This window comes from Burkholderia sp. THE68 (assembly GCF_009938265.1).
GTDB lineage: Bacteria > Pseudomonadota > Gammaproteobacteria > Burkholderiales > Burkholderiaceae > Caballeronia.
On record NZ_AP022315.1, the window covers coordinates 1,718,066 to 1,741,199 of the forward strand.

Consider the following 23,134-nt stretch of genomic DNA (forward strand, 5'->3'; position numbering starts at 1 on the left):
CTTGGCGCGATGTGTGGTGAAGCGTTGAATGAGCGGGCAAGGCCCGAAGCGAGCGCCGCGAGAATCCTGGGCAGGCATTGCATTGTGAGAGAATTCTACCCAAAATCACGCGCCATACGGCTTGCGGCCTAGGGGTTCGCCACCAGGCTCGCATTTGAGCCGATCGCGCCACGCACGATACGCGCGGTATCCGCGCGCGACATTGACATCAAAGAAGGAGCATTCATGGGCTTTCTCGCTGGAAAACGAATTCTGCTGACGGGCCTGCTGTCGAACCGCTCGATCGCTTACGGCATCGCCGCGGCCTGCAAGCGCGAAGGCGCGGAACTGGCGTTCACGTATGTCGGCGAGCGCTTCAAGGAGCGCATCACCGAATTCGCGACCGAGTTCGGCAGCGACATGATCTATCCCTGCGACGTCGCCGACGACGCGCAGATCGACGCCCTCTTCGGCTCGCTCAAGGAACGCTGGGACTCGCTCGACGGCCTCGTGCATTCGATCGGCTTCGCGCCGCGCGAGGCGATCGCGGGCGATTTCCTCGACGGCATGACGCGCGAGAACTTCCGCATCGCGCACGACATCTCCGCGTACAGCTTCCCCGCGCTCGCCAAGGCCGCGCTGCCGTTGCTGAAAGATGGCTCGTCGCTGCTGACGCTCTCCTACCTCGGCGCCGAGCGCGCGCTGCCGAACTACAACACGATGGGTCTCGCGAAAGCATCGCTCGAAGCCAGCGTGCGCTATATGGCGGCGTCGCCGTCGCTCGGCGGCAAGGGCGTGCGCGTCAACGCCATTTCGGCGGGTCCGATCAAGACGCTCGCGGCGAGCGGCATCAAGGGCTTCGGCAAGATCCTGAACTTCGTCGAAGAAAACGCGCCGCTCAAGCGCAACGTGACGATCGAGCAAGTGGGCAATGTGGCCGCGTTCCTGCTCTCGGATCTGTCGGGCGGTGTGAGCGCCGAAGTCGTTCACGTCGATGCCGGCTTCCACGCGGTCGTCGGCGGCATGGGCGGCGAGGCGGAATAAGCCGCGTCTGACGCTGTCGAAAAAAGCGCCGCTCGTGTCATGCGAGCGGCGCTTTTTCTTTTTGTGACCGTCAGTGGCGTCCGTGCGGGCCGCCGTGCCCGTGTCCGTGTCCGTTGCCATGCCCCGGCGGCGGACCATGATGCGGCCCGCGTCCGTATCCGTGATAGCGATTCCAGTCGTTGCGGTTCCAGTAGCGGCGGCCATCCCAATATCGATTGCCGTGCCAGCCGATCACCACCGGCGCCGCGTACACCGGCCCAGGCTGATAGATCACCGGCGGCGGTGGCGGCGCATAGACCGGCGTCGGCGCGACATAGACCGGCGCCGGAATGCCGATATTCACGCCCACATGGACATCGGCGCGCGCGATGCTCGTGACGCCCAGCGCCGCAATCGCGAGCGCGCCCGCCAGAATTCCTGCCGAAAGTTTCCTTGTCATACGCAACCGACCTCGCTCTTCTACTTGTTCGATTGCGACCGAATATAACGGAAAGCTTTCAGCGCAATATTTCAGCTTTGTAAGTTATTGCGCGTCTGCCCATAACGTCTGGAGAAACCTTACCTTTTGTTACATCGCGACTGACGGAATTGTCCGGCGGGGCAAAAAAAAGCCACCCGGACGATGGGTGGCGTTCGGCGCGAGACGCCGGTGCTGCGCGCGGATCAATGCCAGCCGTTGTGATGGCCGTTGTCATGGCCGTCATGGCCATGGCCGTGCCCGTGATCATGGTCGTAATGGCGGTAGTAGTCGTCGCGGTTCCAGTAGCGACGGCCATCCCAATAACGATCGCCGTGCCAGCCGACCACGATGACCGGCTGCGCATACATCGGCGGCGGCGGCGCGTACACGACCGGCGGCGGAGGCGGCGCATAGACCGGCTGGGGCGCGACGTACACGGGCGCGGGCACCCCGATGTTGACGCCCACGGACACGCCCGCACTGGCCGCGCCGGACAACGTCAGACCGCCGATCATCACGGCGCCAGCCAGCACGAAAGCCTTCGATACCTTGTTCATGTGAAGCCCACCTCGATGGGATGTTTGTTGTGTTGAAGGGACTATATCGGACGGATGCCGCGCCAAGTGTTCGACTTCGTAACCTGCTATTACCGAGGAAAAACTTACGAAAAGTAAGCTCACGCGCATAAAAAACGACGGCCTTCGCATCGCGAAGGCCGTCGTCCGCGAGAGCTGTTGTATCGGTCAGTTCGGCAGTTCCTGTCCGCGTGTTTCCGGCGCGAGCGGAATCACCGCGAGACCCACGAGAAACGCAATCGCAGTGAGCGCGATCGGCACGCCGAGCGTCTTCATGTTGAGCACCATCGCGCCGATGCCGAAGTTGACGATCGCGCCGAAAAAACGCCCCACCGACGTGCAGAACGCGAACGCGGTCGCCCGCACGCGCGTTTCGAACTGCTCGGGCAGCCACAGCGAAAAGAGCGCGAAGTTGCCGCCGAAAAAGCCCAGCACGACGAGCAGCGCGATGAACGGCACGAGCCCGTTCGGCAGATAGAACGCCCAGCCAAACGCGAGCGCGATCGACACCGCCATGCCGACGAAATACACCGCGAGCGTCTTTTTGCGGCCGATCTTCTCCGCCATCGGCGGCAGCGCGAGACAGCCGACGATCGTGCCGATCGACAGCAGCCCGGTCGCGATCGACGCCATGCGCGCCGCGTCGTGCTTGTCCATGCCCGCCTTCGTCGCGAGCTGGATCACCGCCGACGGTTCGTACACCGCCCCCGCCCACAAGCCGATGATCGCCACCGTCAGCAGCACCGCCGCGACGATCGTGCGCTTGCGATACTGCGCGTTGAAGATCGCCTTGAGCGAACTCTCGTGTCTGACGTGCGGCTGAACGGCTTCGGCGCGCTCCCATTTGTCGGTTTCCTTCACGCGCAGGAGCACCATGATCGACACGACGACCGGGAACAGGCCGACGAGAAACATCGCGCGCCAGCCGAACGTCGCGCCGATGGTGTAGTTCAGTGCGGCAGCGAGGAAGAAGCCCGCGTAATAGCCGGTTTGCAGATAGCCCGCGCCCATCTTCCGACGATCTTCCGGCCACGCTTCGGCGACATAGGTTCCGGCAAGCGCCCATTCACCGCCGATCCCCACGCCCGCGAGGAAGCGATAGATGCCGAGTTCCCACACCGTATGCGCGGTGGCGGCGAGGCCCGTGAAAATCGCGAACGTGAAGATGGTCGCGGCGAGCACCTTGGTGCGCCCGAAGCGATCCGCGAGCGGCCCCCATATGAACGACAGTCCCCACCCCACCAGAAAGAGCGCGAACAGGATCGACCCTGCCAGGCCGACGTTGGCCGGCGTCGCCGCGTAGCCGGAGCGCGGCAGCAGTTCCGTGAGCGCCGGCGCGAGCACGAGCGCATAAATGAAAGAATCCATTCCATCGAGCGTCCAGCCGGCCCACGCGCCCCAGAAACCGGTGATTTGCGACCGGTTGAGCGGCGTCTTCGCGGCGCGCGTGGCGCTGATGCGTCGATCCAGGATTGTCGGCATGGCCATGTCTCTCCAAGTGAATTATCGACGCGCGCGTTGAAAGTGTTTGTTATGGCGTCTAGGGAAAGCACCGGATTTGCGTGTGCAATTTTATATATAATATTTGAACATCAACTCGCGACAAGTCCGCGTTTTCACCTAGCCATGTCGACAGATCTCTCAGCCCGATCGCAGCATCCGGCATCATTTCGCGACGCACAGTTCGAGCCGCGCCAGAGCACGTCGCGCTTCATCGCGGACGCGCTGCGCAACGCGATCGTCGAAGGCTCGCTGCTGCCGGGCGAGCCATTGCGGCAGGACGCCATCGCGCGACAGTTTTCCGTAAGCGCGATCCCGGTGCGCGAGGCGTTTCGCCAGCTCGACAGCGAAGGCTGGGTGACGATCGAGCCGAATCGCGGCGCGGCCGTCAGCTTGCAATCCGCCGACGAGGCGCGCGAGATCTACGAGATTCGCGCATCGCTGGAAAGCCTGGCGATCGGCATCGCGATCGACCATCACACGCCCGCCACGCTCGCCGAAGTGAAGCGCCTGCTCGAAGCCGCACAAAACGAGCCTGATCCCGCGCTCTATGTGGTGCGCAACGAGCAGTTCCATATGAGTCTGTATGCGCCCGCGGACCGTCCGCGCCTGATGGAACTGATCGGCCAGATGCATCGGCGCGGCGAGCGCTATCTGCGTCTGAAGCTCGGGCTGCCGATCCACAAGGATGCGTCCGATGCCGAGCATCGCGCGATCTTCGATGCCCTCGTCGCGCGCGATATCGAACAGGCCCAAACACTCGTCGCGCGTCATCTGCTCGCGACGGGCGAACTGATTCACCGCTTTCTCGCCGATGCCCAGTCGCTCGCTCAAATGAGCCACGTCAAGAAGAAGCGCCGCGCATCGTCCCGAACGACTTCCCCAAAGGCTAACCGATGAACTCGTCCACACCTCCTGACGCGCTCCGCGCGACCCGCAACTGGAACACCCGGGCGCAGGAAAAAGCGCGGCGACTGAAGCTGATCGAACCGTGGCTGAACGGCTCGGTGCTCGACTCCGCGCGTATCGTCGATGCGTTGAGCGCGTTGATCGTCAGCGGCGACCGGGTTGCGCTCGAAGGCAACAACCAGAAGCAGGCCGACTTTCTCTCGCGCGCGTTCGCCAAGCTCGATCCAGAGCGCGTGCACGACATCCATCTGCTCATCTCGAGCATCAGTCGTCCGGAGCATCTCGCGCTGTTCGAGCAAGGCATCGCGCACAAGGTGGATTTCGCTTTCGCGGGGCCGCAGAGCCTGCGCGTCGCGCAACTGCTCGAAGACGGCATGCTGGAGATCGGCGCGATCTATACGTACATCGAACTGTATGCGCGCATGTTCATCGATCTCACGCCGCAGGTCGCGCTCGTGTGCGCGGTGCAGGCGGACCGGCACGGCAACCTGTACACCGGCGCGAACACCGAGGACACGCCGACCATCGTCGAAGCCACCGCGTTCCGTCATGGCATCGTGGTCGCGCAGGTGAACGAGGTCGTCGATGAACTGCCGCGCGTCGATATTCCCGGTTCGTGGGTCGATGTCGTCGTTCAGGCGGATCGCCCGTTCGCGGTCGAACCGCTCTTCACGCGCGATCCGCGTCACATCGGCGAGCTGCAGATTCTCATGGCGATGATGACGATCCGCGGCATTTATGACCGCTACGGCGTCACGTCGCTCAATCACGGCATCGGCTTCGACACGGCCGCGATCGAACTGCTGTTGCCAACGTATGGCGAATCGCTCGGGCTGAAGGGCAAGATCTGCACGAACTGGGCGCTCAATCCGCATCCGACGCTCATACCCGCGATCGAATCCGGCTGGGTGCAGAGCGTGCATTGCTTCGGCAGCGAAGTCGGCATGGAGGACTACATCGCGGCGCGCTCCGACGTGTTCTTCACCGGCCGCGACGGCAGCCTGCGCTCGAACCGCGTGTTCTGTCAGCTCGCGGGGCAATATGGCGTCGACCTGTTCATCGGCTCGACCTTGCAGATGGATGCCGACGCGAACTCGTCGACTGTCACGCTCGGGCGGCTCGCGGGCTTCGGCGGCGCGCCCAACATGGGACACGATCCGCGCGGGCGCCGGCATTCGAGCGAAGCATGGCTCAAGTTGCTCAAAGACGACGGCCCGAACCCGAAGATCGCGCGCGGCCACAAGCTCGTCGTGCAGACCGCCGAGACGTACAAGAAAGGCGGCGAACCGACCATCGTCGATGCGCTGGATGCGATCGCCGTCGGCGAGAAGAGCGGCATGCCGATCGCGCCAGTGATGATCTACGGCGACGACGTCACGCACGTCGTGACCGAGGAAGGCATCGCGTATCTGCATGCGGCCGAAGGCGTCGATGAGCGGCGCGCCGCGCTCGCGGCGGTCGCGGGCGTGACGCCGATCGGCATGCGCGCCAATCCTGCAAAGACGGCGGAACTGAGACGGCGCGGCATCGTCGCGTTTCCGGAAGATCTCGGCGTGCGGCGCGGCGAAGCGAAGCGTTCGTTGCTCGCGGCGCGCAGCATCGACGATCTGGTCGCGTGGTCGGGCGGGCTCTATGCGCCGCCCGCGCGCTTCAGAAGCTGGTGAAGCGCGATGACGAGCATGTCAGCAGCCGCCCTTCCCCTTGCGCGCGACGAAGCGGCTTCGCCGCCGCTCATCGCAACGCTCGCCGTCGATGCGCTGATCGCTGAGGCGCGACTCACGCCGAAGCCCGCGCTCGTCGATGAACGCGGCAGCGGCGCGCATCGCGATCTCGATCTGGACACGATGCTGCGTTCCGCGCGCGCGCTGCAACCGACCTTTCTCGCGATCGCGCGCGCGGCGTCGGGCGGGCGACCGTCGCAGGCCTTGCGCGAGCGACTGGCGCGCATCGGCCGCGAAGGCGAAGCCGCGATGATGCGCGCGACGAGCGGCAGCAACGCGCATCGCGGTGCGATCTGGATCGTCGGTCTGTTATGCGCGGGCGCGTCGATGCATGCTCCCGACAATGTCGAATCGATCTGCGTATCGGCTGCGGCGATCGCGCGTCACGAGGATCGTTATGCGCCGGCGTCGGCGACGGCGAGTCACGGCGCGCGCGTGAGCGAACGCTATCGCGTGGCGGGCGCGCGCGGCGAAGCACGCGATGGCTTCCCGCATGCGCGCTTCGTCGGCCTGTCCGCACTCGACGATGCACGGGCGCGCGGGCTCGACGAACCGGACGCGCGTCTCGATGCGCTCATCGCGATCATCGCGTCGCTCGACGATACATGCGTGCTGCATCGCGGCGGCTCGAACGCGCTCGAGGCGGCGCAGCGCGGCGCGCGGCTCGTGATGGATTGCGGCGGCGTGGGCAACGACGACGGTCGCGCGGCGCTCGCGCAACTCGAAGCTGATCTGCTGGCGGTGAACGCATCGCCTGGCGGCGCGGCCGACCTGCTCGCGGCGACGCTCTTTCTCGACAGTCTCAGGCGTCTGGCTTAGCGCATGTCAGGGCTTTTGATAAGGAATGCTATTGTGATGTGTCGAGTGCAAGCCGGAGTTTTCGCCGGATCCCGTTTTCGTGTCGGTCTATTGGCGTTGCCCCTGTGCGGGGCGGCAGTCACTTTCTTTGCTGCTGCAAAGAAAGTAACCAAAGAAAGCAGCTCGAGACGCCCGCGGTCACACGCAATTTGGGTGTTCTTCTCGTTGATCGTGGCCTCTGTAGCGAGTGCCCTCGTAGGCCACCTCGGACGTGGACCGCGCACGGTCTGTCACATCGCGCCGCGTAAGCGGCTGGTTCAGCACGAAATGGTTCCGGCCCGCTTCGCGGCCGATGGGCACATCGGGTCTGCCTGTGCTTCCTTAACAAGGTATCCATACCAATGGTTTCCCTTGCATACCCAACGGCAGCGCGCAGCGCTGTGCCGGAACTGTTTCGTGCTGAACCAGCGTCTTTTGGGTACTAGCTCGTCAGACCGTGCGCGGTCCAAGCCCGGTTAGGCCTACGAGGGCACTCGCTACTGACGCCACGATCAACGAGAAGAACACTCAAATTGCGTGTGACCGCGGGCGTCTCGAGCTGCTTTCTTTGGTTACTTTCTTTGCAGCAGCAAAGAAAGTAACTGCCGCCCCGCACAGGGGCAACGCTAATAAACCAACACGAATACGGGATCCGGCGACAAACCAGCCTCAAAGCACCTCGAACAGGAAACGAACGATGGAAAACATGCGATATGAATACCCGGCCAAGCGGCCCGTCACGCGCCGCGCCCACGTAGGCGTGGTCGGCTCCGGCGATCTCGAAGTGCTGCTCTCGCCGTCGCCGGGTGCGAACGCGGAAGTGGTGATCCGCACCAGCGTCGATGGTTACGGCCACGTATGGAAAAGCGTGCTCGACCGCTTCTTCCAGCGCTACGACGGCGCAGCGAAAATCGAACTCAACGATTTCGGCGCGACGCCCGGCATCGTGATGCTGCGCCTGAACGAAGCCGTGGAAGCAAGCGAAGGAGGCACGCCATGAACGCGCACGACACTTTCCTCGCGCGCCAGAGCTTCATCGAACTGACCGCGCGCGAGCGCGCCCGAACGCTGCTCGACCCGGGCACGTTCCGCGAACTGCTGGGCCCGTTCGACCACCTCGAATCGCCGTGGCTCGCGATGCAGGACATCGTCTGTCAGGCCGACGACGGCGCGGTCATCGCGCGCGGCACGCTCGACGGCGAACCTGCGGTGATCGCCGCGATCGAGCCCGCGTTTCAGGGCGGCAGCATCGGCGAAGTATCGGGCGCGAAAATCGCCGCCGCGCTCGAACTGGCCTTGAGCGAATTCGAAGCAGGACGCGCGATCCGTCCCGTCGTGCTGTTCGAAACCGGCGGCGTGCGCTTGCAGGAGGCCAATCTCGGACTCGCCGCGATCGCCGAGATTCAGGCGGCGATCGTCGCGCTCAGGCGGCATGTGCCCGTGGTCGGTGTGATCGGCGGGATGGTCGGCTGCTTCGGCGGCATGTCGCTCGCGGCCGCGCTGTGCACGGATCTCGTGATGACGCGTCAGGCACGCCTCGGCATGAACGGACCCGAAGTGATCGAGCAGGAAGCGGGCATCGAGGAACTCGATTCGGGCGACCGGCGCCTCATCTGGTCGATGATCGGCGGCGACGAACGCGTCGCGGTCGGGCTGGCGGACACGCTCGTCGAAGACGATACGGATCAGGTCCGCGAAGCCGTGCTCGGCGCGTTCCGACGCGGCGTGAAAAAGCATCGCACCGAGGACGTGGACGGCTTCATCGCGCGGCTCGCGCAAGTGAACCCGGATGCCATCGATCCCGACACACTGCGCACCTTGTGGGGCACATCATGACCGACACGCTTTCCCGTGGCGCGCGCTGGCTCGACGCGCTGAGTTCCGCACCGACGCAAACCGAAAGCGGCCCGATCCGCGCCCGCGATGGCCAGCTCGGCGGCGCACGCGCGAGCTTCTTCGCCGTCGTGCCCGATCCGCAGAACCGTTTTCCGCGCGCCACCGATAACGTCGTCGGCCTCGAACAAGGCTGGCTGCTCGCCCGCGCAGTGCGCGCCGTGATCGACGCCGATCGCGCCGCCGACGTGAAGCGCCCGATCGTCGCCGTGGTCGATGTCAAGAGCCAGGCGTACGGCCGCCGCGAAGAACTGCTCGGCGTTCATCTCGCGTGCGCCGCCGCCGTCGATGCCTACGCCAGCGCGCGGCTCGCCGGTCATCCGGTGATCGCGCTGATCGTCGGTCCGGCGATGTCGGGCGCGTACCTCGCGCACGGCTATCAGGCGAACCGCATCGTCGCGCTCGACGCGCCCGGCACCGCCGTGCACGCGATGGGCAAGGAAGCCGCCGCGCGCGTCACGCGCCGCAGCGTCGAGAGCCTCGACGCGCTCGGCGACACCGTTCTGCCGATGTCGTACAAGATGAGCGCCTACGCGAAACTCGGGCTGCTGCACGAGCTGATCGAAGGCGTGGACGCCGACGCACCCTCTTCCGCCGATATCGAGCGCGTGAAGGCGTCGCTCGCCGCCGCGGTGGAGGATGCGCGCAACGGCCCGCGCGATCTGTCGAGCCGGCTCACATCCGCCGACGCGCAACGCACCCGCGCCGCGTCGATCGAAGTGCGCAGGCGCATGCGCGAGCAGTGGAGCGCGTGATGAACCGCGCGCCGCGTCCGCACGATCTGCTGCGGCTCGTGCCCGCCGCGCCGCCGTTCGCGGATGCGCCCGCGTGGGTCGCGCCGGCGCTCGCGCGCGCACCCTTCGTGGTCGTGCGGCGCGCGCCTCGCATCGGCGATGCGATTGCCGTCGGCGTGCGCGGCGCCGCGCGCAACGAACGCTTCGGCACGTGGATCGAGCCGCGCTGGATCGACGCGATCCTCACGCCGGAAGATCTGCGCACGCGCGAACCCGATCCGCTGCGAGCCGCCCTGCCCGCGCTTGCGTTGTTGCGCGCGGTGGCCCCGATCATCGACGCTCACGGCGTCGACTGGGGTCCGACCGGCAGCGCAGGCTTCGAACTCGCCAGCGCGATGCCGACGCTCACGCGCGATAGCGACCTCGATATCGTCGTGCGCGCGCCGACGCCCTTGTCGCGCGACGCCGCCGCGACGCTCTTCGACGCGCTCTCGCACGCCGCGCAGGAAGCCGGCACGCGCATCGACGCGCAGATCGAAACGCCCGACGCGGCCTTTTCGCTGGCCGAATTCGCGCGCCCCAATCTGCGCGTGATGCTGCGGCACGCCGACGGCCCGCGCCTCGTCATCGATCCGTGGGCGGGCGCGTGATCGCCTTTCTGTTTCCCGGCCAAGGTGCGCAGACGCCGGGTTTTCTGCATCGGCTGGGCGGCGACACGCCGCATCCGGCGATCGCGCGCACGTTCGACGAAGCATCGGACGTGCTCGGCGAGAACGTGCTCACGCTCGATACCGCCGATGCGCTCGCGTCGACCGTCGCGGTGCAGGTCACGCTCGTCGTCGCGGGCGTGGCGGCGGTGCGCGCGCTCGCGCAGGAAGGCATCGAGCCGGAGGCGGTCGCGGGTCTGTCGGTCGGCGCGTACGGCGCGGCGGTCGCGAGCGGCGCGATTGCCTTCGCCGATGCGCTGAAGCTCGTGCGCCTGCGCGCGACCTTCATGGAAGAAGCCTGTCCGCGCGGCTACGGCATGCTGGCGGTGCTCGGGCTGAACGAGAGCGAACTCGCCCTCGCGATAGCCGACAGCGGTGCCGACGCCTACATCGGCAATCTGAACGCGCCGCGCCAGATCGTCGTGTCGGGCAGCGATGCCGCGCTCGCGCAGGTCCGCGACATTGCGCTCGCACGCGGCGCGCGCAAGGCCGAACGGCTCGCCGTCAGCGTGCCGTCGCATTGCGTGCTGCTCGAAGGCGCCGCCGCGCGTCTGATCGATGCGGCGCGCGAGGTGCGCCTGGAGACGCCGCGCATCGCGTATGTCGGCAATCGTGGCGCGCGCGTGCTGCGGCGCGCCGACGCGATCCGCGAAGACCTCGCGACCAACCTGCGCTACCCGGTGCGCTGGCACGATTCGACCATCGCGCTGTCCGAGCTCGGCACGAGCGTTTTCGTCGAAATGCCGCCCGGACGCACGCTCACCTCACTGCTCGCCGACGCCCTGCCCGGCACCCCCGCCTACGCGATGGACGCGTCGCCGATCGGCTCGATCGCCGCGCGCGTTCGCATCGCGCGCAACCGCGCGAAGGATTGATTCGCTTCCCGTGCACGACTGATTCGCGCTTCGCGCTGGCGTTTTCATCGATTCTGTCAGCAAAATCGGAATTTTCGGGTGGCTTACGAGTCGACTTTCATTAGCATTTCGCGGCGTCCGCGCATCCTTGCGCGACGACAACCACAACGACATTCCAAAGGTAAAAACTATGACGATCTTCCGCATCGTGGTGGCGGCATCCGCCGTGGTCACGCTCGCGTCGTGCAGCAGCATGGGCAGCATGGATCCGAACCAACTGATGCAATCCGGCCAGTTGGCGACGCAGGCGCTGTCGCTCAGCGATTCCGACGTCCGCAGCCTGTCCGACAAGTCCTGTGCCGAGCTCGACAAGGAAAACCAGATCGCGCCGGCCAACAGTCCGTACACGCAGCGCCTGAACAAGATTTCGAAGCAGCTCGGCGACAACATCAACGGCGTGCCCGTCAACTACAAGGTGTATCTGACGAAGGACGTCAACGCGTGGGCCATGGCCAACGGCTGCGTGCGCGTCTATAGCGGCCTCATGGACCTGATGAACGATGACGAAGTGCGCGGTGTCGTCGGCCACGAAATGGGCCACGTCGCGCTCGGCCACACGAAGAAGGCGATGCAGGTTGCGTACGTGACCACGGCGGCGCGCACGGTGGCGTCATCGGCGGGCGGGATCGTCGGCAATCTGTCGGCGTCGCAGCTCGGCGATCTGTCGGAGAAGTTCGTCAACGCGCAGTTCTCGCAATCGCAGGAAACGGCCGCCGACGATTACTCGTTCGACACGCAGAAAAAGAAGGGCTATGACCCGAAGGGACTCGTGACCGCGTTCCAGAAACTCGCGACCATCGACGGCGGCAAGTCGAGCATGCTGAGTTCGCACCCGGCGTCGCCGGCGCGCGCGAAGCATATCGAAGACCGGATCGCGTCCGGGAAGTGACGCCTGCCCAGGTGTTGCGCACGCGCGTCGGAACGCGCGTGCACCGGAGCGAAGAGAATCAGAAGAAGTAGTAGCGCACGCCCACGGTCAGGCTGTCGTTGCGGCGATGGCCGCCGTCGTAGTGCGCGGTGTCGCCCGTGTATTCAGCCGAGACGCTCCAGTTTTTCTGGAACTTGTATTCGACGCCCGCACCGTAGTGCAGGCGCGTGTCCGGCCAGAAGCCCGTGAAGCCGATGCGGGCATAGGGCATCAGATGGTTGTCGAGCGGCATGCCGAAGCGTGCGTCGAAGCCGCCGTCGTTGCGGGTCGTCGAGCTGTTGTGGAAATCGGCGAATCCTTCGACACCGACCACGAAGCGATCGACATCGAAGTTGTAGCCCGCCATCAGGCCGGGGAAGAACGTGGTGTGAGTGGATTCCTGATAGCTGCGGCCCGTTGCATCGGACCAGTTGACGCCGACCTTCGTGCCGACATAAGGACCCGCGAATTCACTGGCCTGCGCGTGTGCAAGCGCGAACAACGAGACGAGAAGCGGCGCGACGAATTTCTTGAAACCTGCCATGACTGACTGATGAACCGTTAGTGAGGTATTGCCCCGCTGCGCAAGCGCGTCCGGGCGATAACCGTAAATCGGGACAACGAACGCGCGCGTTGCGTTGCACTTTGCTTGCTCAATGACAAGCAACCCGCGAGGTTAGTTACCTACGGTCAGCATCGAAAGCAGAAATGTCCGAAAGAGGATGCTTTTCGGCGTGGCAGATTCGCAGGATGACGAATCAATGCGAGAACGTAAAAGCCGATGATCGCGCCGCAAAAAGAAAAAGCCCCGCAAGTTTTTACGCTTGCGGGGCCTTCCTACTACTACTGGCGGAGACGGAGGGATTCGAACCCTCGATCCAGTTTTTAGCCAGATGCTCCCTTAGCAGGGGAGTGCCTTCGACCTCTCGGCCACGTCTCCCAAACTTTTCGTTGCACCGGGAGTGCAGTGCAACGAGATCGAGATAATAGCGTGTTCGCATGCGCCGGTCAAATTCACATGACGATTTTTTTCAAAACCGTCAATATCGGACCGCCCCGCTCCGCGAACCGCAACGGTGCAATTACGCGCGGTCGAGTTCGAACGCCTTGTGCAGCGCGCGCACGGCGAGTTCGGTGTACTTCTCGTCGATCAGCACCGAAATCTTGATTTCCGACGTGGAGATCATCTGGATGTTGATGCCCTCTTCCGACAGCGTGCGGAACATCGTGCTCGCGATGCCCACGTGCGAGCGCATGCCCACGCCCACCACCGACACCTTCGACACCTTCGGGTCGCCCAGCACGGTTTCCGCCTGCACGTGGCCCTTCACCTGGTTGTTCAGGATTTCGAGCGCGCGCTGGTAGTCGCCGCGGCCGACCGTGAACGTGAAGTCGGTCTTGCCGTTCACGCTCTGGTTCTGAATGATCATGTCGATGTCGATGTTCGCATCGGCGACCGGCCCGAGAATCTGATACGCGACGCCCGGCTTGTCGGGCACGCCCATGACCGCGATGCGCGCTTCGTCGCGCTGGAACGCGATGCCAGAAATCACTGCTTTTTCCATGTTCTCGTCTTCTTCAAAAGTAATCAGGGTGCCGGAGTGCATCTCGTCGGCGAGCGGCATCAGCGGATCGGTCAGGCTGGAGAGCACGCGCGTCTTCACCTGATACTTGCCGGCGAATTCCACCGAGCGGATCTGCAGCACCTTCGAGCCGAGGCTCGCCATTTCCAGCATTTCCTCGAAGGTCACGCGGTCGAGCCGGCGCGCTTCCTCGACGACGCGCGGGTCGGTCGTATAGACGCCGTCGACGTCGGTGTAGATCAGGCACTCGTCGGCCTTCATGGCCGCCGCGATGGCGACGGCCGAAGTGTCCGAGCCGCCGCGGCCGAGCGTGGCGATATGACCTTCGGGATCGACGCCCTGAAACCCGGTGATGACCACGACCTTGCCCGCGTCGAGATCCTTGAGCACGCGCTCGCCGTCGATCTCGCTGATGCGCGCCTTCGTGAACGCGCTGTCCGTCTTGATCGGCACTTGCCAGCCGGCGTAACTCACGGCTTCGAGGCCTTCGGCGTGCAGCGCGATGGCGAGCAGCCCCACGCTCACCTGCTCGCCGGTCGAGGCAATCATGTCGAGTTCGCGCGGGTCCGGGTCGGCCTTGATGTCTCTCGCGAGACCGAGCAGGCGATTGGTTTCGCCGGACATCGCCGAGGGCACGACGACCATCTTGTGGCCGGCCTTGTGCCATTTGGCGACGCGCTTGGCGACGTTCTTGATGCGCTCGACCGAGCCCATCGAAGTGCCGCCGTATTTGTGTACGATGAGTGCCATTGTCGTTCTTGAACTGGAAGGAAAACCGCGCTTCACGCGCGCTGGCGCGAGAGCGCTCGAGACTCGTGCTCGATATTGCTTCAGGGGATATCGAAGCCTACGAACAGCGGGCGCTGCCGCTCGCCCGTCGCGCGCTCGCATGAGAGATGGAACGCTGCGCGCGGATGCGTGGTTGCGGGCGAAATCGAGTCTTTTGAACGCAGATGCCGCGCAAAAACGCGCTTGGGCGAAAACGAGTTACCGTACCCGATCGAGGCCGAAATTACAAGACAGAGCGCCCGAGACGACGATTTTACCGGCTTCGGCGCAACGGTCGCGAAGCGGCTCACGCCAGCAGCAAATCCGGCCGCCACGAGATGCGGCGCAGCGCGCCGTGCGCCGCGTTCGGCGCCGCTTCCCGGTTCACGCCCACATGCGGCACGAACAGCAGCGCCTCGCCGACAAAAAGCAGCGGCACGTCGCGCTTCCAGGCCGGCACGCCGCGCTCCTGAAACAGGTTCTTGAGCGTGCGGCTGGGCGCTTCACCCGCCACGCGCATGCGCTCGCCGCCGGCACGCGAACGCGCGACGAGCGTGGCCGCACGCAGCACGCCTTCGCCGACGGCGTCATCGGCGGCAATATCGACGGCAGCGTCGACCGGTTCGAATACGAACGAGCCGCGCCATTGCGGCAGACGCCAGACTTCCTCGCCCTGCCATCGCAATTCGACGGGGAGCTTAGCCGCGGGCGCGCCTTCGTCGAGATCGGGCGCATCGCCGCTGTCGCCCGGTTCCCAGAACAGCGCATTGCGATACACGCGCAGACAATACCCCGCATGATCGACGCGCAACGCGTGACCATCGCGCGCGGCGGCGGCATCGCGCAACTGGCGCAGCATGTCCGCGATGCGCGCCGTCGATGCCGCCAGCAGGCCGCGCGAGCGAATCCAGAAACGCATCAGATTGATCGCGCGTTCGTCGTCGAGTGCGAGGAACGCGTCGAGCGCGAGCGCGTGTGCCTCGTCTGCGCTTTCCACGCCGTCCAGATCGATGCGCGCGAGCTGATCCAGCAGCCGTTGCGCCGACGCCGCGTGCGAAGCGGTGCGCGCGAGCGCATCGCGAAAACCGGGGAAATGCACCGCGAGCACCGGCAGCACGTCGTGTCGCAGCGCGTTGCGTGAATAGCGCGTGTCGGCGTTGGATTCGTCATCGATCCAGCTCAGATCGCGCTCGTGCGCGTACTGCTCAAGTTGCGCGCGCAGCAGGCGCAGTAACGGACGCAAGCGCGGCGTCGCGCCGTCGAGCCGCTGCGGGGCCATCGCCGCGAGGCCCGCCACGCCCGCGCCACGCAACAATTGCAGCAGCACGGTTTCGGCCTGATCGTCGGCGTGATGCGCGATCAGCAGCGCGCTTGCGCCGTACTCGTCGCAGAGATCGTCGAGCGCGTCGTAACGCGCATCGCGCGCCGCCGCTTCGAGACTCTCACCGCCCGCGCGTGCGACATCGACATGACGCGCCGCGTAGGGCACGTCGAGCGAAGCCGCGAAGCGCTCGCAATGCGCGGCCCACGCGTTGGCGTTCGGGCTCAGGCCATGATGGACATGCAGTGCGACCACGCGCCGCGCGCCGAAGCAGTGCACGGCCGCATCGAGCAACACGGTCGAGTCGAGTCCGCCGCTCAGTGCGACGGCGAGAAGCGCATCGGGGGGAAGTGCCGCATCCGAAACCGGCGTGCGCAGCGCCTCGAACACGAGGCGGCCGGCTGGGGTTTCGGTAGCGGATGTCACGAGAGAAACGTGAAAGAAGGAACGCCGAAGATGCCGGGTTACGCGCCCGGCAGCGTTTCCTTGAACTTGCCGTAGGCCATCAGCTTGTCGAAACGACGCTCGCGCAAGTCGTTGACGCTCATGCCCTGGAACTGACGCAGCGAATCCGCGAGCGCCCGGCGCAGGAGCGCGGCCATGCCCTTCGGATCGCGATGCGCGCCGCCGAGCGGCTCGTTCACGATCTTGTCGATGAGACCGAGCGCCTTCAGCCGATGCGCCGTGAGACCCAACGCCTCGGCCGCTTCCGGCGCCTTCGCCGCGCTCTTCCACAGAATCGACGCGCAGCCTTCCGGCGAGATCACGGAATAGGTGGAGAACTGCAGCATCATCACGGTATCCGCGACGGCGATCGCGAGCGCGCCGCCCGAGCCGCCTTCGCCGATGATGGTCGTGATGATCGGCGTCTTGAGCTCCGCCATGACATACAGGTTGCGGCCGATCGCCTCGGACTGCCCGCGCTCTTCCGCGCCGATGCCCGGATACGCGCCCGGCGTATCGACGAAGGTGAAGATCGGCAGGCTGAACTTCTCGGCCGTACGCATCAGGCGCTCGGCCTTGCGATAGCCTTCCGGACGCGGCATGCCGAAGTTGCGCAGCGCGCGTTCCTTCGTGTCGCGGCCCTTCTGATGGCCGATCACCATGCACGGCTGGCCATTGAAGCGCGCGAAACCGCCGACGATCGCGAGGTCGTCCGCGTAGGAACGATCGCCGTGCAGTTCGTGAAAATCGGTGAAAAGCTCGCTCACGTAGTCGAGCGTGTACGGACGCTGCGGGTGACGCGCGATTTGCGAAACCTGCCAGGGCGACAGGTTCGCGTAGAGATCCTTCGTGAGTTGCTGGCTCTTCTTCGACAGCCGCTCGATTTCTTCCGAAATATCGACAGCGGAATCGTCCTGCACGAAGCGGAGTTCTTCGATCTTCGCTTCGAGTTCAGCGATCGGCTGCTCGAAATCCAGAAACGTGGTCTTCATATGTTCGAGTCCTAGAACCATCGGGCAGCGCGTATTCTAACCGCGTCCGTCCCTGATAAATGCGCGCGGAAGCTATGGATTATAAATCAACGATAGTTCCGCAATTCGCTGGCCAAAGTCAGTGATCTGCCGGGATCGGATTGAGGCTGCGCCACATGTACCAGGTCGCGACCGTGCGCCATGGCTCCCAGTTCGCCGCCACTTCGCGCGCCTCGCTGCGCGTGACCGGCTCGCCGCTGAAGTAGTTGACGCTGATTGCCTGGATCAGGCCGAGATCGTCGAGCGGCAAAACGTCCGGGCGCGACAGATTGAAGATGAGGAACATCTCCGCCGTCCATCGACCGATGCCGCGAATCTGCGTGAGTTCCGCGATCACGGCTTCGTCGTCCATGGAGGTCCATGCGTCGACATGCAGCGCGCCCGATTCGAAATGCTGCGCGAGATCCAGAATGTATTCGGCCTTGCGTTTCGACAAGCCGCACGCCTGCAGCTTCTCGTGCCCAAGCCGGATGAAATGCGCGGGATGCACTTCCGGGCACGCGCTCTTCACGCGTTCCCAGATCGCTTGGGCCGCTTTCACGGAAATCTGCTGGCCCGCCACCGAGCGCGCGAGCGTCGAGAACGGATCGCCCAGATTGACGAGGTGGATCTCGCCAAAAGTAGGGATCAGCTTCTTGAGGATGCGGTCACGCTTCATGAGATCGGCGCACGCACGATCCCAGTAGTCGGGACGAACGACCTCGCGCGTGAGTCCGCCGATCTGCACCGGCACCGCCGCATCAGCCGTGACGACGCGCGATTTGCGCACCACTTCGCCACGTTCCGCGACGAGCGTCTGCGCGTTTGCGCCGTCGCCCGCGACCGCGCGGCCGTTGCCCTTCGCGGGCGACGCTTCCGCTTCTTCCGTGCCCGCCTTCGATGCGCGCGCAGCCCCGTTCAGGCGCGCCGCGGTCTCGGGCTTCGCCGCCTTGAGCGCGGCGCTGCGGGTCGGCTTCGCTCCGACGCCCGCACGCTTGAGCGCGGTCTTGCGGCCGACCGTTGCACTTGCGCCATCGATCTTCTGCGTGTTCGTTTTCGTTTGCGCGCTGCGCGTGCGCTTCGTTGCGCCCGACGCATCGCTGACAGACGCGGGTCGTTTGACCGGCGCCTTCCTGGCCGTTGCCATCTTGCCTCCTGCCTGGTGAGTCGATCAGAGGGTTCGAAGGGCCGCGTTCAAACGCGGCGCCATTCGGTCGACCCACCCGGTTTGTCTTCAAGCGCAATACCGGCTTCGAGCAATTCAGCGCGAATCCGGTCTGCTTCGGCATAGTTCTTCGCCTGCTTCGCGGCGATGCGTGCGGCGATCTTCGCTTCGATCTCCTGCGGCGCGAGGCCCTGCTGCGCGAGCGTGCCGCTCGCCTGCTGCAGGAACACGCGCGGCTCGCGCCCGAGCAGGCCGAGCACGCCCGCGAGTTCCTTGAGCTGGCGCGCGAGCGCGGTATCGCGCGTGCGGTTCACTTCGCCCGCGAGATCGAACAGCACCGATACGGCAACCGGCGTGTTGAAGTCGTCGTTCATCGCTGACTGGAAACGCTGCGCGTTCGCCTCGTTCCAGTCAAGTTGCTGATTGTCCGGCTCGACATCCTTCAACGCCGTATATAGGCGCGTCAATGCGTTCTTCGCGTCGTCGATATGCACGTCGCTGTAATTCAGCGGCGACCGATAGTGTGCCCGCGCAATAAAGAAGCGCACCACTTCGGCATCAAATTTTTCGAGGACTTCGCGGATCGTGAAGAAGTTGCCGAGCGACTTCGACATCTTCTCGTTGTCAATCTGCACGTAGCCGTTGTGCATCCAGTAGTTCACGAACGTCTTGCCGGTCGCGCCTTCGCTCTGCGCGATCTCGTTCTCGTGATGCGGAAACTGCAGATCCTGTCCGCCGCCGTGGATGTCGAAGTGCTCGCCGAGCAAGGTGCAGCCCATCGCGGAACATTCGATGTGCCAGCCCGGACGCCCGCGGCCCCACTTCGAGTCCCAGCCGGAGTCGGCGGGCTCATCAGCTTTCGCCTGCTTCCACAGGACGAAGTCGAGCGGATCTTCCTTCGCGTCATTGGCGGCGACGCGCTCGCCGGCACGCAGGTCTTCGAGCGACTTGCCCGAAAGCTTGCCGTAGTCGGCGAACTTGCGCACCGCATAGTTCACGTCGCCGTCCTTCGCCTGATATGCGTAGCCGTTCGCGTGCAATGCATCGATCATGCCGAGCATCTGCGGGATGAAGTCGGTCGCGCGCGGCTCGATATCCGGGCGCGCGACGCCGAGCGCGGCCGCGTCTTCATGCATCGCCGTGATGAAGCGATGCGTGAGCGACTTGATCGGCTCGTTGTTCTCGACCGCGCGGCGGATGATCTTGTCGTCGATGTCCGTGATGTTCTGCACGTACGTGACCTTGTAGCCGATCGTGCGGAGCCACCGTTGCACGATATCGAACACCACCATCACGCGCGCATGGCCGATGTGACAATAGTCATACACCGTCATTCCGCAGACATACATGCGTACCTCGCCGGCTTTGAGCGGCGTGAAGGGTTGCTTGTCACGGGCGAGCGTGTTGTAGATGCGCAGCGAGTTCATAGAAGGCGAAGCATGGACCGGAATCAACCGTGTGCCGGGCAGCAGTCGGCGTGGACGATACGCGCGGGAGCCGGAGAGACCCACACGCGAGCGCGAACACGACGGTCATGCGACCAGGACGGAGACGGCCACGAGTGGCGAAAGACAGTCTGGCGTCGGCGCGGGATGCGCGCTTGGGGCACCAAGCGCAAGACACGTGCGCGGGACGTGCAGACCTTTTGTTAGAATGGGTCGGAGTATAACACCGGGACTTGAGCCTATGAAATGTCGAAGCGGCCGCGCGGCGGGCTTTGCAAGCCGCGCTCCGGGCCGGGCTGAAAGCCTTGCCGGACCGCGTGCCGCATCGGGCATTTCTGCTCCCGCTCCGGTTCTCGCGATCGTTCACGCCCTGAAGCGCTCGCGGTCTCCTTCGCCGCTTTCGTGGCATCTTTCGCTGCATCATTCATTGACTCGATTCCAAGTGACCCATCGCACAGCGCGCGCGCCTTCGCCACTCTCCCGCCGGTTCGTAACGCAAACGCTCGCCATCGCGGCGTTCGGCTTCGCCGCATGCGTCGGCATGTCGGGCGCGGCGCTCGCGCAAACCTCGCCCGCCACGCGCGACGACACGCCGCAAATCGATTCGGCCATCGCCAGCAAGGACTGGAACGCCGCGCTCACGCAACTCGATGCGCGCATCGCGAGCAATCCGCGCGACGTGCAGGCGAAGTTCAAGCGCGCGACCGTGCTCGCCCGCCTGAATCGCGACGACGACGCCATCGCCGCCTTCACCGAGCTCACGCAGGCCTACCCCGAACTGCCCGAGCCGTACAACAACCTCGCCGCGCTGTATGCGAAGAAAGGCCGCTACGAGGAAGCGCGCGCCGCGCTCGAAACCGCGGTGAAGGCGAACCCCGGCTACGCGCTCGCATACGACAACCTCGGCGATCTTTATCTGCGCCTCGCGAGCGAGTCGTACAAGCGCGCGCAGTCGCTCGGCTCGAAGAGTCCGCTCACGAGCCAGCGCATCGCGGCGATTCAGAACATCTACACGCCGCCGAAGAAGCGCGCGAGCGCGGCGGACGTCGCATCGGGCGCGGCGGCGGTTCCGCGCGCGGCCGACGAGTGGACGCCAGAGGCCGGCGCCGGCACGTCGCCGATGCCCTCGCCCGACGAATACTCGCCGTTCGGCGGCCCGAGCGGCCCGCTGCCGACCACGCCCTACGTCGCGCCGAAAGCGCAACCGTAAGCGCTCGAAACCGCGCGCGCGGCCGACTGTCCGCATTCACCACACGAACCACACGAGGATCGATCCTTCATGAAATTCCTGATGTTGGCGCTTTCGAGCGCCGCCCTGATCGCGAGCGCGCCGGCGTTCGCCCAGCCGAATGCGCAGGCGGCGCGCCCCACCGTGCTCATCAAGACCACGCAAGGCGACATCAAGGTCGAGTTGTATCCCGAGAAAGCGCCGAAGACGGTCGCGAACTTTCTCGACTACGTGAAGTCCGGTCAGTACAGCGGCACGATCTTCCATCGCGTGATTCCGGGTTTCATGATCCAGGGCGGCGGCTATAGCACGAGCTTCGCCGAGAAGCCCACGCGCGCGCCGATCCCGCTCGAAAGCAGGAACGGTCTGAAGAACGCCACGGGCACGCTCGCGATGGCGCGCACGAGCGACCCGAACTCGGCCACCGCCCAGTTCTTCATCAATACGGTCGATAATGCGGGTCTCGACTATCCGAGCCCGGATGGCAACGGCTATGCCGTGTTCGGCAAGGTCGTTTCGGGCATGGATGTCGTGAAGAAGATCGAAGGCAGCCCGACCACCACGCGCGGTCCGATGCAGGACGTGCCGCAGAAGCCGACCGTGATCGAGTCGGCCACCGTGGTCTCGCAGTAACACGAAGCTCAATCAAACACATTGGAGAGAACACCATCATGGTCGAACTGCATACGAACCACGGCGTCATCAAGCTTGAACTGGACGCCGAAAAAGCGCCGAAGACGGTCGAGAACTTCCTCAGCTACGTGAAGAAGGGTCATTACGACAACACCGTGTTCCACCGCGTGATCGACGGCTTCATGATCCAGGGCGGCGGCTTCGAGCCGGGCATGAACCAGAAGCCCACCGATGCGCCGATCAACAACGAAGCCAACAACGGCCTCACGAACGACAACGGCACGGTCGCCATGGCGCGCACGAACGACCCGCATTCGGCGACGGCGCAGTTCTTCATCAACGTGAAGGACAACGACTTCCTGAACCATTCGTCGCCGACGCCGCAAGGCTGGGGCTACACCGTGTTCGGCAAAGTGGTCGAAGGCATGGACGTGGTCGAGAAGATCAAGAAGGTCAAGACCGGCTCGAAGGGTTTCCATCAGGACGTGCCGGTCGACGACGTCGTGATCGAGAAGGCCGTCGTGGTCTGATCTCCGTTCATTGCATGATCGATACGAAGACTTCATTCGATCGCATGGCAGCGGGCGCAGCGAACCACGCGCGCCCGCTGTTTTTCATTGCCGATCTGCACCTCTCTGAAGCGATTCCCAAAACGGTCGAAGCGTTCGAGCATTTCATCGAAGTGACGGCGAACGAGGCGGACTCCGTTTTCATACTCGGCGACCTGTTCGAATTCTGGGTCGGCGACGATATCCTCGATGCGCCCGCGTCGGACGCGCGCGCCAGCTTCGCGCGCCGCATGACGCGACTCATGCACACGCTTTCCGAGCGCGGCATCGGCCTCTACGTGATGCACGGCAACCGCGATTTCCTGCTGGGCAAGCGCTTCATGAAGGATGCGGGCGCGCTGCCCCTGCCCGATCCGTTCGTGATCACCGCGTTCGGCAAGCGCGTCGTGCTCGCTCACGGCGACGGCCTCTGCACGGCCGATCGCGCCTATCAGCGCTTTCGCGCGTTCGCGCGCAACCGCTTCGCGCAGCGGCTCTTTCTGGCGTTGCCGCTCGACACGCGGCTGGGCATCGGGCAGCGCATGCGCACGAAGAGCGAAGGCGCGCGCACGATGGGCGTTCACGCGAAATACGACGTCACGAAGAAAGCCGTCTCGCAGCTATTCATCAACAGCCGCACGCATACGCTGATTCACGGCCACACGCATCGCCCGGCGATGCATCGCGAAGTCGAAGGCGTGCGCTGGGTTCTGCCCGACTGGGAACTGGACATCGGCAAACCGCGCGGCGGCTATCTGCGCCTCGACGATAGCGGCGTGCACCCGCTGCCTCTTTAAAGCCCTCTACCG

The 23,134-nt window shown here is 64.7% G+C and carries 23 protein-coding genes and 1 tRNA gene; 14 read left to right on the top strand and 10 right to left on the bottom strand.

The window, feature by feature from the left end; genetic code table 11:
* Nucleotides 1–225: 225 nt before the first annotated feature.
* Nucleotides 226–1,023: an enoyl-ACP reductase FabI gene (gene fabI / locus BTHE68_RS08125; protein WP_162065884.1), complete on the top strand. Its 798-nt coding sequence runs from the start codon at nt 226–228 to the stop codon at nt 1,021–1,023.
* Between the two features lie 70 nt (nt 1,024–1,093).
* Here fabI and BTHE68_RS08130 read toward each other — a convergent pair whose 3' ends face one another.
* The 3 genes from BTHE68_RS08130 to BTHE68_RS08140 form a co-directional block, all read right to left on the bottom strand.
* A complete protein-coding gene (locus BTHE68_RS08130; protein ID WP_162065885.1) occupies nt 1,094–1,462 on the bottom strand; it encodes a hypothetical protein in 369 nt (122 codons plus the stop codon).
* Between the two features lie 224 nt (nt 1,463–1,686).
* Entirely contained in the window at nt 1,687–2,040 is a 354-nt protein-coding gene (locus BTHE68_RS08135; RefSeq protein WP_162065886.1) for a hypothetical protein, read from the bottom strand.
* A gap of 186 nt (nt 2,041–2,226) precedes the next feature.
* Nucleotides 2,227–3,540 carry an MFS transporter gene (locus BTHE68_RS08140; RefSeq protein WP_162065887.1) on the bottom strand — a complete coding sequence of 438 codons (1,314 nt, stop codon included), beginning with the start codon at nt 3,538–3,540 and terminating at the stop codon, nt 2,227–2,229.
* Between the two features lie 144 nt (nt 3,541–3,684).
* Here BTHE68_RS08140 and BTHE68_RS08145 point away from each other — a divergent pair, with 144 nt between their 5' ends.
* The 9 genes from BTHE68_RS08145 to loiP all read left to right on the top strand — a co-directional run bounded on the left by BTHE68_RS08145 (nt 3,685) and on the right by loiP (nt 12,162).
* Nucleotides 3,685–4,458, top strand: coding sequence for a GntR family transcriptional regulator (locus BTHE68_RS08145; protein WP_162065888.1), 774 nt, complete (start codon nt 3,685–3,687; stop codon nt 4,456–4,458).
* Nucleotides 4,455–6,131, top strand: a complete 1,677-nt coding sequence (gene mdcA / locus BTHE68_RS08150; protein WP_162065889.1) for a malonate decarboxylase subunit alpha — start codon at nt 4,455–4,457, stop codon at nt 6,129–6,131. The genes BTHE68_RS08145 and mdcA overlap by 4 nt, the downstream gene beginning before the upstream one ends.
* Before the next feature lie 15 nt (nt 6,132–6,146).
* Complete coding sequence (locus BTHE68_RS08155) at nt 6,147–7,007, top strand: triphosphoribosyl-dephospho-CoA synthase (RefSeq protein WP_232077932.1); 861 nt, start codon at nt 6,147–6,149, stop codon at nt 7,005–7,007.
* 715 nt (nt 7,008–7,722) lie between these two features.
* Nucleotides 7,723–8,025 carry a malonate decarboxylase subunit delta gene (locus BTHE68_RS08160; RefSeq protein ID WP_162065891.1) on the top strand — a complete coding sequence of 101 codons (303 nt, stop codon included), beginning with the start codon at nt 7,723–7,725 and terminating at the stop codon, nt 8,023–8,025.
* Nucleotides 8,022–8,861 (top strand): biotin-independent malonate decarboxylase subunit beta, encoded by an 840-nt coding sequence (locus BTHE68_RS08165; protein ID WP_162065892.1) that lies wholly within the window; start codon nt 8,022–8,024, stop codon nt 8,859–8,861. Before BTHE68_RS08160 ends, BTHE68_RS08165 begins: the two co-directional genes overlap by 4 nt.
* Nucleotides 8,858–9,673, top strand: coding sequence for a biotin-independent malonate decarboxylase subunit gamma (gene mdcE, locus BTHE68_RS08170; protein ID WP_162065893.1), 816 nt, complete (start codon nt 8,858–8,860; stop codon nt 9,671–9,673). The genes BTHE68_RS08165 and mdcE overlap by 4 nt, the downstream gene beginning before the upstream one ends.
* Nucleotides 9,673–10,302 (top strand): malonate decarboxylase holo-ACP synthase, encoded by a 630-nt coding sequence (locus BTHE68_RS08175; RefSeq protein WP_232077865.1) that lies wholly within the window; start codon nt 9,673–9,675, stop codon nt 10,300–10,302. The genes mdcE and BTHE68_RS08175 overlap by 1 nt, the downstream gene beginning before the upstream one ends.
* A complete protein-coding gene (gene mdcH / locus BTHE68_RS08180; protein ID WP_232077866.1) occupies nt 10,299–11,234 on the top strand; it encodes a malonate decarboxylase subunit epsilon in 936 nt (311 codons plus the stop codon). Before BTHE68_RS08175 ends, mdcH begins: the two co-directional genes overlap by 4 nt.
* Before the next feature lie 169 nt (nt 11,235–11,403).
* The gene (gene loiP, locus BTHE68_RS08185; protein ID WP_162065896.1) at nt 11,404–12,162 is read left to right on the top strand and encodes a metalloprotease LoiP; all 759 of its coding nucleotides are present in this window, start codon (nt 11,404–11,406) and stop codon (nt 12,160–12,162) included.
* 58 nt (nt 12,163–12,220) lie between these two features.
* Here the strand turns inward: loiP and BTHE68_RS08190 are convergent, their stop codons facing one another.
* The 7 genes from BTHE68_RS08190 to cysS form a co-directional block, all read right to left on the bottom strand.
* On the bottom strand, nt 12,221–12,724 hold the full coding sequence (locus tag BTHE68_RS08190) for a porin family protein (RefSeq protein ID WP_162065897.1): 504 nt from the start codon (nt 12,722–12,724) through the stop codon (nt 12,221–12,223).
* A 303-nt stretch (nt 12,725–13,027) separates the two neighbouring features.
* Nucleotides 13,028–13,120, bottom strand: a tRNA-Ser gene (locus BTHE68_RS08195).
* 142 nt (nt 13,121–13,262) lie between these two features.
* Complete coding sequence (locus BTHE68_RS08200; protein ID WP_162065898.1) at nt 13,263–14,513, bottom strand: aspartate kinase; 1,251 nt, start codon at nt 14,511–14,513, stop codon at nt 13,263–13,265.
* Between the two features lie 325 nt (nt 14,514–14,838).
* On the bottom strand, nt 14,839–16,278 hold the full coding sequence (tilS, locus tag BTHE68_RS08205) for a tRNA lysidine(34) synthetase TilS (RefSeq protein WP_162065899.1): 1,440 nt from the start codon (nt 16,276–16,278) through the stop codon (nt 14,839–14,841).
* A gap of 38 nt (nt 16,279–16,316) precedes the next feature.
* Nucleotides 16,317–17,288, bottom strand: coding sequence for an acetyl-CoA carboxylase carboxyltransferase subunit alpha (locus BTHE68_RS08210; protein WP_162065900.1), 972 nt, complete (start codon nt 17,286–17,288; stop codon nt 16,317–16,319).
* Nucleotides 17,289–17,406: 118 nt separating this feature from the next.
* Complete coding sequence (locus BTHE68_RS08215) at nt 17,407–18,453, bottom strand: endonuclease III domain-containing protein (protein WP_162065901.1); 1,047 nt, start codon at nt 18,451–18,453, stop codon at nt 17,407–17,409.
* Nucleotides 18,454–18,500: 47 nt separating this feature from the next.
* Nucleotides 18,501–19,898 carry a cysteine--tRNA ligase gene (gene cysS / locus BTHE68_RS08220; RefSeq protein WP_162065902.1) on the bottom strand — a complete coding sequence of 466 codons (1,398 nt, stop codon included), beginning with the start codon at nt 19,896–19,898 and terminating at the stop codon, nt 18,501–18,503.
* 460 nt (nt 19,899–20,358) lie between these two features.
* Between cysS and BTHE68_RS08225 the strand changes: the two genes are divergently transcribed.
* From BTHE68_RS08225 to BTHE68_RS08240, 4 genes are all read left to right on the top strand, one after another.
* Nucleotides 20,359–21,126 carry a tetratricopeptide repeat protein gene (locus BTHE68_RS08225; RefSeq protein ID WP_162065903.1) on the top strand — a complete coding sequence of 256 codons (768 nt, stop codon included), beginning with the start codon at nt 20,359–20,361 and terminating at the stop codon, nt 21,124–21,126.
* Between the two features lie 69 nt (nt 21,127–21,195).
* Complete coding sequence (locus tag BTHE68_RS08230; RefSeq protein WP_162065904.1) at nt 21,196–21,777, top strand: peptidylprolyl isomerase; 582 nt, start codon at nt 21,196–21,198, stop codon at nt 21,775–21,777.
* Nucleotides 21,778–21,815: 38 nt separating this feature from the next.
* On the top strand, nt 21,816–22,307 hold the full coding sequence (locus BTHE68_RS08235) for a peptidylprolyl isomerase (RefSeq protein ID WP_162065905.1): 492 nt from the start codon (nt 21,816–21,818) through the stop codon (nt 22,305–22,307).
* 14 nt (nt 22,308–22,321) lie between these two features.
* Nucleotides 22,322–23,122 carry a UDP-2,3-diacylglucosamine diphosphatase gene (locus BTHE68_RS08240; protein WP_162065906.1) on the top strand — a complete coding sequence of 267 codons (801 nt, stop codon included), beginning with the start codon at nt 22,322–22,324 and terminating at the stop codon, nt 23,120–23,122.
* Nucleotides 23,123–23,134: the final 12 nt, after the last annotated feature.